Annotated in this window: 19 protein-coding genes and 1 riboswitch; of the genes, 3 read left to right on the top strand and 16 right to left on the bottom strand. The window is 72.4% G+C overall.

Features of this window, described 5'->3' with window-relative positions; genetic code table 11:
* Positions 1–29: 29 nt before the first annotated feature.
* From ABN273_RS08335 to thiO, 15 genes are all read right to left on the bottom strand, one after another.
* On the bottom strand, positions 30–869 hold the full coding sequence (locus ABN273_RS08335; protein WP_349448062.1) for a deoxyribonuclease IV: 840 nt from the start codon (positions 867–869) through the stop codon (positions 30–32).
* Positions 870–1003: 134 nt separating this feature from the next.
* Positions 1004–1951, bottom strand: coding sequence for an allantoicase (gene alc, locus ABN273_RS08330; protein WP_349448061.1), 948 nt, complete (start codon positions 1949–1951; stop codon positions 1004–1006).
* On the bottom strand, positions 1952–3256 hold the full coding sequence (gene allB / locus ABN273_RS08325) for an allantoinase AllB (protein WP_349448060.1): 1305 nt from the start codon (positions 3254–3256) through the stop codon (positions 1952–1954).
* Positions 3257–4411 carry a glycerate kinase gene (locus tag ABN273_RS08320; RefSeq protein ID WP_349448059.1) on the bottom strand — a complete coding sequence of 385 codons (1155 nt, stop codon included), beginning with the start codon at positions 4409–4411 and terminating at the stop codon, positions 3257–3259.
* Positions 4412–4551: 140 nt separating this feature from the next.
* Positions 4552–4764 (bottom strand): EF-hand domain-containing protein, encoded by a 213-nt coding sequence (locus ABN273_RS08315; RefSeq protein ID WP_349448058.1) that lies wholly within the window; start codon positions 4762–4764, stop codon positions 4552–4554.
* A 39-nt stretch (positions 4765–4803) separates the two neighbouring features.
* Positions 4804–6192: an 8-oxoguanine deaminase gene (locus ABN273_RS08310; RefSeq protein ID WP_349448057.1), complete on the bottom strand. Its 1389-nt coding sequence runs from the start codon at positions 6190–6192 to the stop codon at positions 4804–4806.
* Positions 6189–6662, bottom strand: a complete 474-nt coding sequence (locus tag ABN273_RS08305; RefSeq protein WP_349448261.1) for a (2Fe-2S)-binding protein — start codon at positions 6660–6662, stop codon at positions 6189–6191. Before ABN273_RS08305 ends, ABN273_RS08310 begins: the two co-directional genes overlap by 4 nt.
* Positions 6662–7522, bottom strand: coding sequence for an FAD binding domain-containing protein (locus ABN273_RS08300; RefSeq protein WP_349448056.1), 861 nt, complete (start codon positions 7520–7522; stop codon positions 6662–6664). The genes ABN273_RS08305 and ABN273_RS08300 overlap by 1 nt, the downstream gene beginning before the upstream one ends.
* 5 nt (positions 7523–7527) lie before the next feature.
* Positions 7528–8388 carry a factor-independent urate hydroxylase gene (pucL, locus tag ABN273_RS08295; RefSeq protein ID WP_349448055.1) on the bottom strand — a complete coding sequence of 287 codons (861 nt, stop codon included), beginning with the start codon at positions 8386–8388 and terminating at the stop codon, positions 7528–7530.
* 2 nt (positions 8389–8390) lie between these two features.
* On the bottom strand, positions 8391–8690 hold the full coding sequence (gene uraH / locus ABN273_RS08290) for a hydroxyisourate hydrolase (RefSeq protein ID WP_349448054.1): 300 nt from the start codon (positions 8688–8690) through the stop codon (positions 8391–8393).
* On the bottom strand, positions 8687–9187 hold the full coding sequence (uraD, locus tag ABN273_RS08285) for a 2-oxo-4-hydroxy-4-carboxy-5-ureidoimidazoline decarboxylase (RefSeq protein ID WP_349448053.1): 501 nt from the start codon (positions 9185–9187) through the stop codon (positions 8687–8689). Before uraD ends, uraH begins: the two co-directional genes overlap by 4 nt.
* A gap of 138 nt (positions 9188–9325) precedes the next feature.
* Positions 9326–11230, bottom strand: coding sequence for a Stk1 family PASTA domain-containing Ser/Thr kinase (pknB, locus tag ABN273_RS08280; protein WP_349448052.1), 1905 nt, complete (start codon positions 11228–11230; stop codon positions 9326–9328).
* A gap of 110 nt (positions 11231–11340) precedes the next feature.
* A complete protein-coding gene (locus ABN273_RS08275) occupies positions 11341–12096 on the bottom strand; it encodes a thiazole synthase (protein ID WP_349448051.1) in 756 nt (251 codons plus the stop codon).
* Complete coding sequence (gene thiS / locus ABN273_RS08270) at positions 12089–12289, bottom strand: sulfur carrier protein ThiS (protein WP_349448050.1); 201 nt, start codon at positions 12287–12289, stop codon at positions 12089–12091. Before thiS ends, ABN273_RS08275 begins: the two co-directional genes overlap by 8 nt.
* Positions 12286–13383 (bottom strand): glycine oxidase ThiO, encoded by a 1098-nt coding sequence (gene thiO / locus ABN273_RS08265; RefSeq protein ID WP_349448049.1) that lies wholly within the window; start codon positions 13381–13383, stop codon positions 12286–12288. The genes thiS and thiO overlap by 4 nt, the downstream gene beginning before the upstream one ends.
* A riboswitch (TPP riboswitch) is annotated at positions 13373–13489 on the bottom strand. Its footprint overlaps the gene before it by 11 nt.
* A 48-nt stretch (positions 13490–13537) precedes the next feature.
* Between thiO and ABN273_RS08260 the strand changes: the two genes are divergently transcribed.
* Genes ABN273_RS08260 through thiE form a run of 3 tightly spaced genes read left to right on the top strand, consistent with a single transcriptional unit; the run spans position 13538 to position 15734 of the window.
* Positions 13538–14713, top strand: coding sequence for an NAD(P)/FAD-dependent oxidoreductase (locus ABN273_RS08260; RefSeq protein ID WP_502910971.1), 1176 nt, complete (start codon positions 13538–13540; stop codon positions 14711–14713).
* Positions 14714–14743: 30 nt separating this feature from the next.
* Positions 14744–15118: an Rv2175c family DNA-binding protein gene (locus tag ABN273_RS08255; RefSeq protein WP_349448047.1), complete on the top strand. Its 375-nt coding sequence runs from the start codon at positions 14744–14746 to the stop codon at positions 15116–15118.
* Positions 15096–15734: a thiamine phosphate synthase gene (thiE, locus tag ABN273_RS08250; protein ID WP_349448046.1), complete on the top strand. Its 639-nt coding sequence runs from the start codon at positions 15096–15098 to the stop codon at positions 15732–15734. The genes ABN273_RS08255 and thiE overlap by 23 nt, the downstream gene beginning before the upstream one ends.
* A gap of 186 nt (positions 15735–15920) precedes the next feature.
* Here the strand turns inward: thiE and ABN273_RS08245 are convergent, their stop codons facing one another.
* Positions 15921–16988, bottom strand: a complete 1068-nt coding sequence (locus ABN273_RS08245; RefSeq protein ID WP_349448045.1) for a polyprenyl synthetase family protein — start codon at positions 16986–16988, stop codon at positions 15921–15923.
* Positions 16989–17044: the final 56 nt, after the last annotated feature.

Below are 17044 nucleotides of genomic sequence, written 5' to 3'. Positions count from 1 at the left end.
TCACGATTTGCCCCTCTTCGGGGTTTCGGTCAGCTGTCGCGGAGCTTCTTCAGCAGCGCGATGTCCTCGGCGTGCTTGGGCGCCTTGCCCGGCGTCTCGATGCAGAGCGGCACCCCCGCCATGGCCGGGTGCCGCATGAGCTCGGCGAACGGCTCGGCGCCGATGTGCCCGGCCCCGATGTTCTCGTGCCGGTCCTTCTTGGCCCCGCACACGTCCTTCGAGTCGTTGGCGTGGATCAGCTTGAGCCGCCCGGGGGCGATCTTGTGCAGGGCGTCGAACGTCTCCTTCACCCCGCCCGCCGCCGCGAGGTCGTGACCGGCGGCGAAGGCGTGGCAGGTGTCGAGGCAGACGCCGGCCCGCGGGTGCCAGTCGAGGTTGGCCAGGTAGGGCTCGAGGTCCTGGATCGTCGCGCACAGCATGGCGCCCTGCCCCGCCATCGGCTCGAGCAGCAGGTCGGGGCCGCCGTCGGGGATCTCGTCCAGCAGCGGCAGCAGGTTTTCCCGCACCTGGCGCAGCGCGTCGCCGCGCGACTGCGTCACCGCCGAGCCGGTGTGCACCACGACTCCCTTGGCGCCGATCTCCGCCCCGCGCCGCAGCGTGTGGCGCACGATCGCGATGGAGCCGGCCAGCGTCTCCGGGCTGGGCGAGCCGAAGTTGGCGAGGTAGGGCACGTGGACGAAGGTGTCGACGCCTGACTCGGCCAGCTTGGCGTCCTCGTCGGGCCGGCCCTCGGTGAGCGCCCAGCCGCGTGGGTTGGTGACGAACACCTGGATCATCTCGGCGCCGATCTCGGCCATGTATTTGAGGCCGCCCGTCGCCAGGCCGCCCGTGACGAGCACGTGCCCGCCGATCAGGGATGTTGGGGTCATGATGGCTCTCAGTTTAGGCGTGCCGCCGCTGCGGACTGAGCGGCGGCTCAGGCCCCGATGCTCAGCCGGGCGCCCCGATCGGGCGCCGTCACAGTGGGTGACCGCCAGACTACCGCCATCGCGGTCAGGGTCGGTCAGGGGGTCAGGTGGCCCTGGAGGCGGACGCGGGCCAGGCCGCCGTCCGGGTAGATGTCCACCCGCACGTGCGTGACCGGATCCCGGTGGTCGAGGCGGAAGCGGTGCGGGGTGTCGGGCTGGAGGCGGGTCCTCGGAAGGAGCTCGACCTCGCGTTCGCCGTCGAGCCCGGTGAGCGAGACCGCGCCCGGCGCGTTGAACAGCAGGTTGGTGGTGTCGATCTCCGCCAGCCTGATCACGCCGCGACCCGCGAGGCGGATGACCAGCCAGTCGTTGCCCCCGTCCCGCCGGCGGGCGGTCTCCCAGCCCTCCGCCTGGTGGCGGGCCAGGCCAGGGGCGAGGACGTTGTTGGGAGCGGAGTAGAACTCGTTCGAGCAGGCGGTGACCAGGGCGCCGTTGGCCAGCGCGGCCAGGTCGAGGCTGAGCCCGTCGTACACCGACAGGTCGGGGCGTGCCTCTCCGTGCACCCGGAGGCGGGCGACGCCGCCGTCGGGGAAGATGTTCAGCCGCACGTGGGTGAAGCGGCGCGAGTCGGTGACGGTGAAATGGTGCTCGGCGTCGCCCCTGAGCTCGGCCCGGGGGAGGATCTCCACCCACGAGGCGGCCTCCAGCTCGGCCGGTGACGGATGGCCCTCGACCGAGGCCGCCTCGACGCAGGCGTGCGGCGGGTAGTTGCCCTTGAACCACGCCGTGTCGATCACCACGCCACGGATCACGCCGGGAATCCACAGCCGCACCAGCGCCCAGTCGTGGCCGGGCGAGCGGCGGCGGCGGGTCTCCCACCCGTCATACACCTGCCCCTTGCTACCGAACGTCTCCGCCTGGAAGCCCGGACGGCCCGGCCTGATCAGGCTCTCCTTCTCGGCGAACGACTCGTCGCTGGCCGCCACGACGGAGCCGCCGAGGGTGCGCAGGGCGAGGTCCGGCAGGGTGGTGAAGGGTGACATCTAGCGCTCTCCCAACAGGAATCGTCCGTGCGGCACGCCGTCCACGGGCCGGCCGCGCAGCCAGGTGGTCAGTACGGCGCCCTTGAGCACGCGGCCGTGGTACGGGGTGACCGGGTTCTTGTGGTGGAGGAGCGAGGCGTCCACAGGGTTGTCCGCCGCGGGATCGAACGCCACCAGATCGGCGTCATTGCCGACTTTTATCCCGCCTTTTCCGGAAATTTCGGCTATTGAGGCTGGATTTGCGGACAGCCAGCGGACCACGTCCCCCAGCCCGTACCCCCTCCTCGAGGCCTCCGTCCAGATCGCGGGCAGGCCGAGCTGGAGCGAGGCGATGCCGCCCCAGGCCGCGGCGAAGTCGGGCACCTTGAGGTCGGCGGGCGACGGCGAGTGGTCGGACACGACGCAGCTCAACACACCCCTGGCCAGCCCGTCCCACAGCAGGTCGCGGTTGGCCTCGGAGCGGATGGGCGGGCAGCACTTGTACGCGGTCGCCCCCTCGGGCACCTGCTCGGCCGCCAGCGTCAGGTAGTGGGGACACGTCTCCGCCGTGACCGCCACGCCCGCCGCCTGGGCCTCCTCCAGCACGTCCAGGCAGGAGGCGCTGGAGACGTGCAGGATGTGCACGCGGGCGCCGGTCTCCCCGGCCAGCCGCACGACCCGCGCGACGGCGCTGCGCTCCGACTCCCCGGGCCGCGAGTCCAGGAACTCCCGGTACGTCGGCCCGCCCGGCTCCCCGAGCAGCGCCGGGTCCTCGGCGTGCACCACCATCACCCCGCCGATCCCGGCCACCTCGGACAGCGCCTCCCGCAGCTCGGCAGTGCTCAGCGGCGGGAACTCGGGCACGCCCGACGGCGACATGAAGCACTTGAACCCGTAGACCCCGCGCTCACGCAGCGGCGCGAGGTCCTTGACGTTCCCCGGCACGGCCCCGCCCCAGAAGCCCACGTCCACGTGGCACTGCCCCTCCGCGGCCCGCAGCTTGGCCTCGAAGGCCGCCACGTTCACGGTGGGCGGGAGTGAGTTGAGCGGCATGTCGAGGATCGTGGTGACGCCTCCGGCGGCCGCCGCCCTGGTCGCCGAGTCGAACCCCTCCCAGTGCGTGCGCCCCGGCTCGTTGACGTGCACGTGCGTGTCGACCAGGCCGGGCAGCAGGGCCAGGCCGCGCAGATCGATGTCCTCGGTGGCGTCGAGCGGCGCGTCGTAGGCGTGCAGGCCCGCGATCTTCTCGCCCCGCACGGCCACCGCCGCCGCCCGCTCGCCCTCCGGAGTGACGGTTCTGCGGGATCGGATCACCAGATCGATCATCTAGTCCTCTCGGAGGTGAACGTCGGCCAGCCGGGCGGCGAGCCGCTCGAGCAGCGGGCCCGCCTCGGCCATGCAGCGGTCGGGGTCGGGCTCCAGGTCCGTGAGGGCGTAGGCGGCCTCGATGCCGGCGGCCCGCAGCTCGTCGTCGGTGAGCGTACGGCGGCCGCAGACGGCCACCACGGGGACGCCCGCTCTGGCCGCGGCCTGCGCCACGCCGACGGGCGCCTTGCCGCGCAGGGACTGCTCGTCCAGTGACCCCTCACCCGTGATCACCAGCCGCGTGCCCTTGACCAGCTCGCCGAACCCGAGCAGGTCGAGCAGGTAGCCGATGCCGGGCCGGATCTCGGCGTGCAGGAACGCCAGCGCGGCGAACCCCACCCCACCGGCCGCCCCCGCTCCCGGCGCACCGGCGACGCCCATCGCCCGGGGCGTGTCGTCGTGCTCGACGGCTCCCATCAGCCCATGAGTCGCCGTCGCCACGGCCGCCAGCCGGGTCAGACCGGCCTCCAGCGTCCTGACGTCCTCGGGAGCGGCGCCCTTCTGCGGGCCGTAGACGGCGGCTGCGCCGTGGGGTCCGAGGAGCGGGTTGTCCACATCGCTCGCCACCACGAACTCAATACCGGAAACATCCACAAAGCCCGACATGTCAATGCGGGCGAGATCCTTCAGCGCGGCCCCGCCTCGCGGGAGGTCGTTCCCGCCGGCGTCCAGCAGGCGCGCGCCGAGGGCCTGCGCCATGCCCGCGCCCCCATCGGTGCACGCGCTGCCGCCCAGGCCCAGGACCACCCGCTTGGCGCCCCGGCGCACGGCGTCCGCGATCAGCTCGCCGGTGCCGTAGCTGGTGGCGGTCAGCGGCTCATGCCCGCCGGGCAGGCGGCGCAGCCCGGATGCCTCCGACAGCTCCACCACCGCCGTCGCGTCCGTGTCCTGCCAGGCGTACGAGGCGGGGATCCGCTCCCCGGTGGGCCCGGTCACCTCGATCGTGACCCGGCCGAACCCGCCGGCCACGGCCGCGTCCACGGTGCCGTCGCCCCCGTCGGCCACCGGCAGCTCCACGGTGGGCACGCCCAGCCCCGCCGACACGCGCGACGCGACCTCGGCCGCCGTCAGCGACCCCTTGAACTTGTCGGGGGCGACAAGAACCTGCTGAACCACTACGAACCCCTACAGGATGGTGAACAATGTCCTGACACGCCTTCCTGCCCGGTGCGAGCGGGCAGGAAGGCGTGACTCATCATCACATCCCCGGCTCGGCGACCGCGCAGGTGGTGAGGACCGGGCTCGGGACTCGTGGCTCAGGAGACCGTGCGGATGAACTCCTCCAGCGAGTAGCGGCCGTCCTGATCCGAGTCGGCGGCCTCGCTCATCGCCCCCAGCGCCTCCGCAGGAAGCTCGGGGAAGTGCTGCTTCAGCTCCGCCTCGCTGATGTAACCGTCGCCGTCGGTGTCGATCGACGCGAAGGTGCTCTTGAGCCGCGCCAGCAGCTCGTCTGGGATTTCCTCCGACACGGGACCGCCCTTTCCTGCTCGTACCGGGACGTTTTTACCCTAGTCGCCCCCATGGACCTCCTTCGCAGCGGTGAAGCCGCGCTCCTCGGCCAGCCTCATCAGCCGCCGGTGGGCCGCCGCCCCCGCGCGTCCGGCGGCGTCCTGGGAGACGGTCTTCAGCTCGCCGTCCTCGACCACGGTGCGCCCGCCCACCAGCACGCGTGCCGGCGGCGGCGGGGGCCCGAAGACCAGGGCGCAGACCGGGTCGGCCACCGCCGAGGTGAAGGGGCCGTCGACGCGCCACAGGACGAGGTCGGCCAGCTTGCCGGGTTCGAGCGAGCCGAGCTCGCTCTCCCGGCCGAGGTTGCGCGCCCCGCCCAGCGTGGCGATCTCCAGGGCCTGCCGGGCCGTGAGCGCGTCGGGGCCGTACCTGGCGCGCTGGAACAGCAGGGTCTGCCGCATCTCCCCGGCCAGCGAGGTCAGCTCGGAGGAGGCGCTGCCGTCCACGCCCAGGCCCACGTTCGCGCCGCGCCGCAACATCTCGGACACGCGGGCGATCCCGGCGCCGAGCCGGCCGTTCGACGAGGGGCAGTGCGCGGAGCCCGTGGCGGTGGCGGCGAGCTTGCCGATGTCGGCGTCGCTCAGGTGCACGGAGTGCGCGAACCACACGTCGGGCCCCAGCCAGCCCAGCTTCTCCATGTAGTCCACGGGACGCAGCCCGAACTGCGCCACGCAGTGCTCGTCCTCGTCCAGGGTCTCGGCGATGTGCGTGTGCAGGCGCACGCCCTTGGCCCTGGCCAGGGCGGCGGACTCGGTCATCAGCTCGGCGCTGGCCGAGAACGGCGAGCACGGCGCGACCGCGATCCGCAGCATCGAGGAGAAGGACGGGTCGTGGTAGGCGTCCACGGCCTCGGACGTGGCGGCCAGGATCTCCGCCGGCTCCTCCACCACGACGTCCGGCGGCAGCCCGCCCTGCGACTGGCCCCTGTCCATGGAGCCGCGGGCGGGATGGAAGCGGAGGCCCACCTCGCGCGCGGCCTCGATCTCGGCCGCGAGCAGATCGCCCCGGCCCTTGGGGAAGATGTAGTGGTGGTCGCTGGAGGTGGTGCAGCCCGACAGCGCCAGCCAGCCCAGCCCGGCCGAGGCCGCGCCCCTGACCACTTCGGCGTCCATGGCGGCCCACACCTGGTAGAGCGCCACCAGCCACTCGAACAGCGTCGCGTCCTGCGCCAGCCCCTGCGAGGCCCACTGGTACAGATGGTGGTGGGTGTTGACCAGGCCGGGGGTGGCCAGGCAGCCGGTGCCGTCGATCCTGCTCGCGCCCGGCACCTCGGGGGCCGGCCCGGAGCCCAGCTCGGCGATCAGGTCCCCCTCGATCCTGATATATCCGGATTCGATCTCGGGGCCGACGACCGGCGCGATGTGCACGTTCTCGATGAGCAGGCTCACTCGGCGGCCGCCTTCCGCGACGCGGCCAGCCGTACCGCGTCGATGATCTTCTCGTACCCCGTGCACCGGCACAGGTTGCCCGCGAGCGCCTCCCTGATCTCCGCGTCGGACGGGCGGCCCACCCGCTCGATCAGGTCGTGCGCCTGCACGACCAGCCCCGGCGTGCAGAACCCGCACTGCACGGCCCCGCACTCCACGAACGCCTCCTGCACCGGATCGAGCCGGTCCCCTTCGGCCAGCCCTTCGACGGTACGCACCTGCCGCCCCTCGGCCTGCCCGGCGGCGACCAGGCAGGAGCAGACCGGCACGCCGTCGAGGTAGACCGTGCAGGAGCCGCACTCGCCCTGCTCGCAGGCGTTCTTGGAGCCGGGCAGCCCCATGCGCTCGCGCAGCACGTACAGGAGGCTCTCGCCCTCCCAGACGTCGTCGGCGCTCTCCTCGCGGCCGTTGACGGTGAACGTGACGCGCATCATGCCGCCCTCCTTCCGAGGTGGTCGTTCCAGGCCCAGGTGAGCGTGCGGCGGGCCATCACGCCGACGGCGTGCACGCGGTAGGCGGCGGTGCCGCGCACGTCGTCGATCGGCGCGGCGGCGGCCGCGCACAGCTCCCCGAACCGCCTGGCCAGCGCCGGGTCGAGCGGCGCGGCCCAGTCGAGCTCGCGCGCCAGCAGCTCCTCGGCGTCGAAGGCCCGGCGCGGCGTGGGCGCGGCGGATCCGATCCCCGTGCCGACCCGCCGCTCGTCCGGGTGCAGCGCGATCGCGAACGAGCACACCGCGATCACCATGGCGTTGCGCGTGCCGACCTTGGAGAAGTATTGGGGTCCCGTCGCGGGCTTGACGTGGACGGCCCTGATCAGCTCGTCCGGCTCCAGCGCGTTGCGCTTGACCCCCAGGTAGAACTCGGCGGCCGGGATCATCCGCACGCCCCGCTCGCGCGACTCCACCTCGACCACGGCGTCCGCGGCCAGCAGCGGCGGGTGGCTGTCGCCCGCGGGGGAGGCCGCGCCCAGGTTCCCGCCGACGGATCCGCGGTTGCGGATCTGCGGCGAGCCGACCGTGCGCGACGCCTGCGCGAGCCCCGGCAGCGACCCGCCCAGCTCCTCGATGATCGCCGCGTACGGCACCGCCGCCCCGACCCGGCACATGCCGTCCGCCATGTCCCATTCCCGCAGCTCGGCCACCTGGTTGAGGTCGAGCAGCGCCGCCGGCCTGCGTACGTCCATGTTGATCTCGACCATGACGTCGGTGCCGCCCTGGATGGGCACCGCATCAGGCCGGTCCGCCTTGGCGGCCAGCGCCTCTTCCCACGTCGTGGGCCGCAAGAAGTCCATTTCCCCTACTCCCAGGCGAATCCGGCGTCAGGTGTGTCCTCGCGCAGCACGCTGCCCTCGATCAGGCCGTAAGGACGGTCGGCGGCGTAGAAGACCTCGTTCTCGTTGTCCAGGCCGAACGGCGACAGGTCCACCAGGAAGTGGTGCTTGTTCGGCAGCGCGAGCCTGATCTCGCAGATCTCGGGGCAGGCGGTCAGGGCGCGCTCGCCCATGGCGTACAGGGTCTGCTGGAGCGAGAGGCTGTGGGTGCCCGCGAACGCCTCCAGCAGGGACCGCCGCACCTGCTCGTACGACTTGCCGTACGCGGGCGTGTCGCCGGTGTGCCGCCAGCGCGCGGCGACGGCGGTGGCGAGGACGCGGTCGGTGGCAGGCTGGAGCGTGGTGTACTCGTCCACGATGTAACCGTGGAACTCGGACCCGGTCGTGTTCATCACCACCAGGTCCTTCAGCCCGGACACCACCGTGGTCCGGCCGTCCCTGTCGTGGTGGACGACACACGTGCGCACCTCGCCGCCCTCGCGCACGAACGAGTGCGGCCCCTCGCGGCTCCACGCGTACTCGTCGATCTCGACCCTGGCGTGGTGGATCGTCGGCTGCGACTCGGTGAAGTGCCGGGCCAGGACGAGCGCGAACTCCTCGATCTGGCCCACGCCGTGCTCGCGGGCCAGCGCGTACACGGTGTTCTTCTGCGTGTCGGTCGGCAGGACGGCGGCGTTGTCGCCGGTCAGGTGAACGGCCTCCATGTCGCCGGAGAGCGAGGTGCTGACGTTGAGGTCCTTGACGTGGTGCACGGGGCCGTCCCTGACCACGCGGACGAGCCTGGTCTCCGCCTTGCCGTAGCGGTTGGGGCCGAGCCTGACGGACATCACTAGCTCCCTCGGTAGGTGGAGTAGGCGTACGGACTGAGCAGCAGGGGCACGTGGTAGTGCCGTCCGGGGTCGGTGACGGTGAAGGTGACCACCACCTCCGGGTAGAACGTGTCCTCCAGGTAGGCCCCGGTGTCGAAGACGACCCGGTGCACCCCGGCGCCCGGATGCCAGCCCTTGATGCGGCCGTCGTCGTCGGTGCGCCCCTCGGCCACGACCCGGCCGTCGTGCTCCAGGCGTACGTGGACGCCCCGCGCCGGGAGCCCCGTGACCGCGTTCAGCACGTGCGTCGAGAAGCTCATGTTCCCTCCTGCATGAGCTTGCCCAGCCGCAGCCGCGTGATCGCGGCCAGCTCGCCCCGGACGACCGCGCGCTCGCTCTCCTCGTCGTTGCGCAGCCGCTCGCGGAGCCTGGCCAGCATCTGGGCCCCGGTGAGCCCGGTGGCGCAGATCAGGTAGACGTGCCCGAACCGCTCCTCGTACGCCTGGTTGCCCTCGGCGAGCGCCCGGCGTACCTCGTCCTCCACCCCGGACTGCTCCTGCCGGGACCACGACGCCTCCCTGCCGCCCCCGGCGGCCCGCTCCCCGATCCTCGGGTGCGCCGCGAGCGCCTCCAGCACGTCGTCCCACGCGAGATCCCTGACCGCGGCGTCGGCGGTCGCGGCGAGCTCGCCCAGATCCCGGTACGGCCGCAGCGCCGCCACCTTCGCGGCGAAGGCCCGGGAGGCGCAGCAAGTGAGCAGCTCCTCCTCGGCGCCGTCCGGGGATCTTGCGTTGAAGTCGGGCAGTGTGTCGGGCATGTCAGAAGTACACACATGCGCTTCGTGCCCGGTCCATCCGCAAGAACTCCGAACTGAGCGCCCCGATGGCCAGGACTTTTGTGTCATGCTCCAAGTCCCGGCTCCGCCGTGCCCTGTGCGGGCTCCGCGGGGCTCAGCTCACTGCCAGAGGACGACCGTGCTGCCCTGAGGCCGTTCGCTGTTCGGCAGGGGACGCTGGAACTGCACGACGCCGCGATTGCCCAGCCGCTGCACCCGCACCCTGAACCCGAGCGCCTGCAGCTCCGCCCTGGCGTCCTTGACGTCCTTGCCGATCACCGCCGGCACCAGGGCGAACTGCTGGTCGTCACGGGCCTCGTCGTCGTCGCCGCGGAACCAGTCCCAGAAGTCCTGGCACCGCGCCACCGTGATCATGACCTGCGCGCCGGGGTTCACCTCGGACTTCGCCTTGGGCGTCTGGGCGATGACCGTGCACGGCTCGGCGTCGTCGTCGACCTCGTTGACCTGCACCTGGAAGCCCTGCCCGCCCAGAAATCCGGCGGCCTCGTCCTTGGGCATGCCGCCGACGTCGGGCATGACCAGCCCGGCGCTGACGTAGATGTCGACCTTGGCGCCCTCCCGCACCTTCTCGCCCACCTGCGGCGAGGTGCGGATCACCTTGTCCCGCTCGACCTGCTGGTTGGCCAGCCGCTTGACCACGCCCACGGTCAGCCCGGCGACGGCGATCGCGTTGCGGGCCTCGTCGCCGCTCATGCCGGCCGTCTTGGGCACGACGACGCGCTTGGGGCCGAGCGAGGGCACCAGCGTGATCGTGCCGCCCTTCTCCACCTCGGCGCCGGCGACCGGGTCGGTGCGGAGCACCAGGCCCTCGGCCGTCTTCTCGTCGTTCTCGCCCTTGGCCTCCTGCACCTTGAAGCCGGCCGCGACGGCGGTCTTCCTGGCCAGCTCGAGGTTCTTGCCGACCAGTTCGGGCACGTGGACGCGCTCGGGCTGTGCGAAGAACCAGCCGGTCAGCCCCACCGCGACCACCATCACGGCGGCGAGCACCACCAGGAACCAGTTGGGCCTGAACCCACGCCGCTTCGGCATCTCCTCCCGCGGCTGGATCATGGTGTGGGCCGGCGCGGCCTGCGGCATGGAGGGGGCGGCGGAGACCGTGCGGGCGTGCGGCTGGGAGTGGGACATCCGTGGCTCGGTCATCCGCGGGTCGGTCATCCGCGGCAGCATCCGGTGCGCGTCGACGGCCGCCACGAGCATCGCGGTGGCGTCGGCGGGCCGGTCGGCCGGCTCGCGGGCCGTCGCGTGCGCCACCAGCGTGTCGATCAGCGGCGGCACCTCGGGGACCAGCGACGACGGCGCGGGCACGGTGTCGTGGACGTGCCGGTAGGCGACCGACATCGGCGTCTGGCCGTCATACGGCTGCTGCCCCGTGACCAGCTCGAACAGCATAATGCCCGCGGCGTAGACGTCGCTGCGCACGTCGGCGGCGCCGAGGGTGACCTGCTCGGGCGCCATGTAGGCGATCGTGCCGATCATCACGCCCGTACGGGTCTGGTTGGTGGCCTCGATGGCCCTGGCCAGGCCGAAGTCGACGACCTTGACCCGGCCGTCGTCGGTCATCAGGACGTTTTCCGGCTTCACGTCGCGGTGGACCATCCCGGCCTGGTGGGCCGCGCCGAGGGCGGCGAGCACCGGGATCATGATCTCGAGCGCCTCGCGGGCGGGCAGCCTGCCGCGATCGCGCAGGATGTCGCGGAGCGTCCTGCCGGGCACGTACTCCATCGACAGGTAGACGACGTCGTTGTCGGTGCCCTGGTCGAAGACGTGCACCACGTTGGGATGCGAGAGGCTGGCGACCGACTTGGCCTCGCCGATGAACCTCCTGACGAACGCCGGGTCCTCAGCGAGCGAGCTGTGCATGACCTTCAGCGCCACCGTCCGGTCCAGCCGGATGTCCAGCGCGAGGTAGACGGTCGCCATGCCGCCCCGGGCGATCCGGCTCTCGATGCGGTAGCGGCCATCGACGAGTCGCCCGACCAAGGGGTCCGCAGTCGTCGTATCCACCCCGCTGAGTTTACGGGCGTTTTACCACCCGCAGGGCCTTGCCGCCCGAAACCGATGCGGAGACGTTCCCTGCGGAACGCCCCCGCGTTCGCGTCACGACACCGGGCGCCTCAGGGGGTCATCGGGGATGACGCCTCCGCGTAGCGCCTGCGCGGGATGCGGCCCGCGAGCCGCGCCAGCCGGCCCGCCGCCACGGCACCCTTCATGGCCGCCGCCATGAGGTCGGGCCGCTGCGCCCTGGTGACCGCCGTGGCCAGCAGCACGGCGTCGCAGCCCAGCTCCATCGCCAGCGCAGCGTCGCTGGCCGTGCCGATGCCGGCGTCGAGCACCACCGGCACCGAGGCGACCTCGACGATCAGCTCGATGTTGTGCGGGTTGCGGATGCCGAGGCCCGAGCCGATCGGCGCGCCCAGCGGCATCACGGCCGCGCACCCCGCCTGCTCCAGCCGGCGCGCCAGCGCGGGATCGTCCCCGATGTACGGCAGCACCACGAACCCGTCGGCCACCAGCCGCTCGGCCGCGTCGAACGTCTCGATCGGGTCGGGCAGCAGCGTCCGCTCGTCGGCGATGACCTCGAGCTTGACCCAGTTCGTGCCGAGCGCCTCCCTGGCCAGCCGCGCCGTCAGCACGGCCTCGCCCGCGGTGAAGCAGCCGGCCGTGTTGGGCAGCACCTTGATGTCCCGCTTGCGCAGCACGTCGAGCACCGAGCCGCGGGCGTTCGGGTCGAGCCGCCGCATGGCCACCGTGGTCAGCTCGGTGCCGGACGCGGCCAGCGCCTGGTCGAGCACCTCCAGCGAGGGCGCGCCGCCGGTCCCCATGATGAGCCGGGAAGCGAACTTCTCCCCGGCGATGATCAGATCATCCACCTTGCACCGCCGTCAGAACCTCCACCCGGTCATGCTCGCCGAGCGCCGTCGTCTCCCACGAGCTCCGCGTGACCACCTCGTCGTTCACGGCCACGGCCACCCCGGTGGCGGCCGTGGTCAATCTGCGTACGGCCTGCGCCACGGTCATGCCGTCGGCCACCTCGTGCACGGCCCCGTTGATCGTCACAATCATGAAATTTCCCGAAACCTTCCAGGCGTGCACAACGCCGCCAGCTCGCCCTCTTCGCCCAGCAGGATGTCGGCCGTCAGCGGGGCCAGCAGCACGCCGCCCCGATGGTGGCCGGTGGCCAGCGCGAGCCCGGGCGTGCCGCTCGGGCCGATGACCGGCAGGTTGTCCGGCGTGCCCGGCCGCAGCCCGGCCACCACGTCGGCGATCTCCAGCTCGGTGACGCCCGGCACCAGTTCCCTGGCGTCCCGCAGCAGCTCGTACAGACCGCCCGCGGTCACCCGGGTGTCGAACCCCATCTCCTCCTGGGTCGCCCCGACCACCAGCTCGCCGTCGCCCCGGGGGACGAGGTAGACCGGCGTGCCGTGCACGGTGCCGCGTACGCAGCGGGTGAGCAGCGGCTGCGGGGAACGCAACCGCATGATCTGCCCTTTGACCGGCCGCACCGGCACCTCCGCCAGCCCGGCGCTCCACACCCCGGCCGCCAGGACGACCCGCTCCGCCCGCATCTCGGCGCCCTCGCCGAGGCGTACCCCGGTGACCCGGCCGCCGTCGCGCAGCAGCTCGCCGACGCGCGAGCGCACCAGCGGGACTCCCCGCCGGTCGAGGGCGGCGAGCAGCGCCGCCGTCACCCGGCGCGGGTCCACCCAGGCGTCGCCGGGAGCCAGCAGCCCGCCTCGCACGGAGGGGGCGAGCATGGGCTCCAGCCGGCGGCACTCGCGCCCGCTCAGCCGCTCGACGGGCAGCTCCAGCTTCTCCATGTACGTGGCGAGCTCGTCCAGCGCCGCCAGGTCGTCCGTCCCGAACGCCACGTCGAGCGTCCCGTCGGAGCGCAGATCCAGGGCCTCGGTGCCGGCCAGTCCCGCATCGGCGGCCAGCTCGGTGGCGAAGGCGGGCCAGCGGCGCAGCGACGCCACACCCAGCCGCAGCAGCGGCACCTCGGTGTAGGCGACCTCGCTGACCGGCGCCAGCATCCCCGCGGCCGCGTGCGAGGCGCCCGAGGCCGGGGCGGGGTCCACCAGGGTGACAGGCCGTCCGTCGCGAGCCAGCCGCCAGGCCACGGAGAGCCCGACGACCCCGCCGCCCACGATCACATCCATTCGCGCTCCCTTCGCCGGCATGATCCGGATCAGGTGTCTTGCGGTCGAAGGCCCGGTGAAGCCTTCCTCTCAGCCCGGTTACGGCCGGACTCCCGCGCGTCTTTCCGTCCCCAGCCTACGACCTCGCCGCGTCGGCCCGGCACCGCCCTCCGTTATGGTCATGAACGTGAATCATGTCGTGGTGGTAGGAGCCGGCCTGGCCGGGGTGCGCACCGTGGAAGCGCTGCGCGGACGCGGATTCGGCGGAAGGATCACTCTGATCGGTGCGGAGCGCCATCGCCCCTACGACCGCCCGCCGCTGTCCAAGGCCGTGCTGTTCGGCGACGCCGACACCAGCTACGTCGGCACCGACCTGGCCGCGATCGACGTGGACTTCCGCCCCGGCGTCAGCGCCAAGTCGCTGCGCGCGGGCGTCGTGGAGACCACCGAGGGCGAGGTGGGCTACGACGGGCTGGTCATCGCCACCGGGGCCGAGCCGATCAGGCTGCCCGGCGACGGCCCCCAGCACGTGCTGCGCACGCTCGACGACGCCCATGAGCTCAGGGCCATGCTCGTCCCAGGCGCCCGCGTCGCGGTCATCGGCGCGGGCTGGATCGGCGCCGAGGTGGCCACCGCCGCCCGCCGCGCCGGATGCGCGGTGACCGTGATCGAGGCGGGCCCGGCGCCGCTCGCGACCGCCGTCGGCGCCGAGATCGGGGCCCGCACCCAGCGCTGGTACGACGACATCGACCTGCGGCTCGGCACCATGGTCGACTCCGTGGACGAGGGCGGCGTGCGCCTGGTCGGCGGCGAGTTCGTGGCGGCCCACGTGGTCGTCACCGGCATCGGCGTGCGGCCGGCCGTCGAATGGCTCACCGGCGCCGACATCGACCTGCACAACGGCGTGGTCGTGGACGAGCACCTGCGTGCCTCGCTGCCCGACACGGTCGCCGTCGGCGACTGCGCCGCCTGGTGGTCGCGCCGCTGGCAGACCAGGCTCAGGGTCGAGCACTGGGACACCGCGCTCAACGCCCCCGAGGTCGCCGCCGCGAGCCTGCTGGGCGAGGACGTGGCCTACGATCCCGTTCCGTACTTCTGGTCGGAGCAGTTCGGGCACATGGTGCAGTACGCGGGCCATCATCCGGCGGGGGAGCGGCTCGTCTACCGTGGCGACCCGGAGGGCAAGTGGTCGGCCGTCTGGCTCACGGCCGACGACGTCGCCGCGGCGGTGCTCGCCGTGGACCGGCCGCGGGACCTCGTACAGGGGCGCAGAATCATCGACGCGGGACACCGGCTCGACGTGGAACGCCTGGTAGATCCAGATGTCCCTCTACGGGATTGTGTTGTTTGAGCAAGCACGCCATGTGGTAGTTGTGGTTTCGTGACGCTTTCTGTTGCACAGATCGACCGGGAGACCGACCAGCTCGTAGCTGAGTGGCTCACTCTCCCCGAAGTGGCCTCGCGCCTGGACCTTTCCATCGGGCGGGCCAAGCAACTCCTCAAGGACCACAAGCTGCTCGGCGTGCGCCGGGGCAGCGGCGGGCCGCAGGTGCCTGCGGTGTTCCTCGACGGAAAGGACGTGATGAAGGGCCTGCCCGGCACACTGACCGTGTTGCTGGACGCCGGCTACGACGATGTCGAGTCGCTGCGCTGGCTCTTCACCCCTGACGACTCCCTGCCCGGGTCGCCCATCGAGGCGATCAAGGCCGGCCGTCACACCGAGGTCAAGCGGCGTGCCCAAGCCCTCGCTTTCTGAGGCCCGCCTCTACCTCTGCACCGACGGCCGGCGCGACCGCGGCGACCTGGCAGAGTTCCTCGATTCGGTGCTGGCCGGCGGCGTGGACATCATCCAGCTGCGGGAGAAGGGCCTGGAGGCACGCGAAGAACTCGCGCTCCTCGAAGTCTTCCGCGACGCCTGCGACCGGCACGGCAAACTACTGGCCGTCAACGACCGGGCGGACGTCGCCTACGCCGCCCGCCCCGACGTGCTCCACCTGGGGCAGGACGACCTTCCCTTGACGGTCGCGCGAGAGATACTCGGCGACGACATCGTCATCGGACGGTCCACCCACTCCGCCGCCGAGGCTTCCGCCGCGGCCGTGGAGCCGGGCGTCGACTACTTCTGCTGCGGCCCCATCTGGCCCACGCCCACCAAGCCCGGCCGCCCGGCCCCCGGCCCGCCGCTGCTCAGGCACGCGGCTGCGCTGGAGACCGCACGGCCGTGGTTCGGGATCGGCGGCATCGACCTCGCCAACCTGGACGAGGTGATGTCGTACGGGGTGAGCCGGGTGGTGGTCGTACGCGCGATCACGGACGCGGATGACCCGGGGGCGGCCGCGGCGGAGTTCGCCAAGCGCCTGTCCTCCGGCTGAGCCCCGCAGGCCGCCCCGGCACGGCCACACGTGTCCCGCCGGCCTCGCGCCGAGGCGTCCGCCACCCCGCGGGCGCCTCGGGCCCTTGACCGGCGCGCCCGCGTGGTGGCGGACGCTTTCGGCACGCCCCGCGTACTGGCCCTATGAAGGTGCGCGTCCGCACCCGAGCAGGGCCCCGAGTGCGCGTCAGGTCTTGCGGGAGGTGGCGGCGATGGCCAGCTCCGTCAGCGCCACACGGGCCTCGGCGGTCACCGGGGCGTCGTCGAGCGCCGACAACGCCTTGTCCAGGTAGTCGCCGATCAGGTCCTCGCACTCCTGCAACGCCCCGGTGCCGTCGATGATCCGCCGCAACGTGTCCACCCCGTGCTCGTCCAGCCCGGGATCACCCAGGAGCCGCCGCACGGTCGCCGCGTCGGCGGGGGAGGCGGCCGCCAGCGTGCGGGCGACGAGCATCGTCCGCTTTCCTTCACGCAGGTCGTCGCCGGCGGGCTTGCCCGTCTGCGCCGGGTCGCCGAACACCCCGAGGATGTCGTCCCGGAGCTGGAACGCGATCCCGACCTGCGTGCCGTACCCCGTGCACAGCTCGTCCATCCACGGCGCGAGCTTGCCCGCGGCGAGCACCAGCCCGAGCCTGAGCGGCTGCTCCACCGAATATTTCCCGCTCTTGAACAGCGCCACCCGCAGCGCCGACTCGAACGTGTTCTCCCCGTGCGCCTGCTCCAGCAGGTCGAGGTACTGGCCGCACATCAGCTCGGTGCGCATGTGGTCGTGCACCGGCTGGGCCGCCGCCAGCGACTCGGGCGGCAGGCCGCTGGTGCGCCACATCTCGCCCGACCAGATCAGCAGCAGGTTGCCCAGCAGGATCGCCGCGCCCTCACCGAACTGCTCCGCGGAGCCGTGCCAGCCCGACTTCTCGTGCAGCGCCTGGAAACGGCGGTGCGCGGACGGCATCCCCCTGCGCAGGTCGCTCTTGTCCATCACGTCGTCGTGCACCAGCGCGCTGGCCTGCAGCAGCTCCAGCGAGGCCGCGGCGGTGAAGATCTCGGGCACGTCCGTGCCGCCCGCGCCGCGCCAGCCCCAGTAGCAGAACGCCGGGCGCAGCCGCTTGCCGCCGGACAGCAGCTCGTCGGCGGCCGTGCGCAGCGGCGCGAGCTCGGGATCGCCCGGGGCGGGCAACTGCCGTTCGACGAACTCTCCGAGGGCACGCTCCACCTGCTTGCGCAGGGTGTCCATGCCGGCGGCGTCAGTGGTCATGCCTTGAGACTAGTGGCCGGGGGCCCGGACTCGGATCCGCAGGTGTCCCAGAGGTG

The sequence above is a fragment of the Nonomuraea sp. B19D2 genome (assembly GCF_040137845.1).
Classification (GTDB): Bacteria; Actinomycetota; Actinomycetes; order Streptosporangiales; family Streptosporangiaceae; genus Nonomuraea.
Note: the sequence above shows the minus strand (reverse complement) of the source record. Positions and strands in the feature narration are given on the sequence as shown.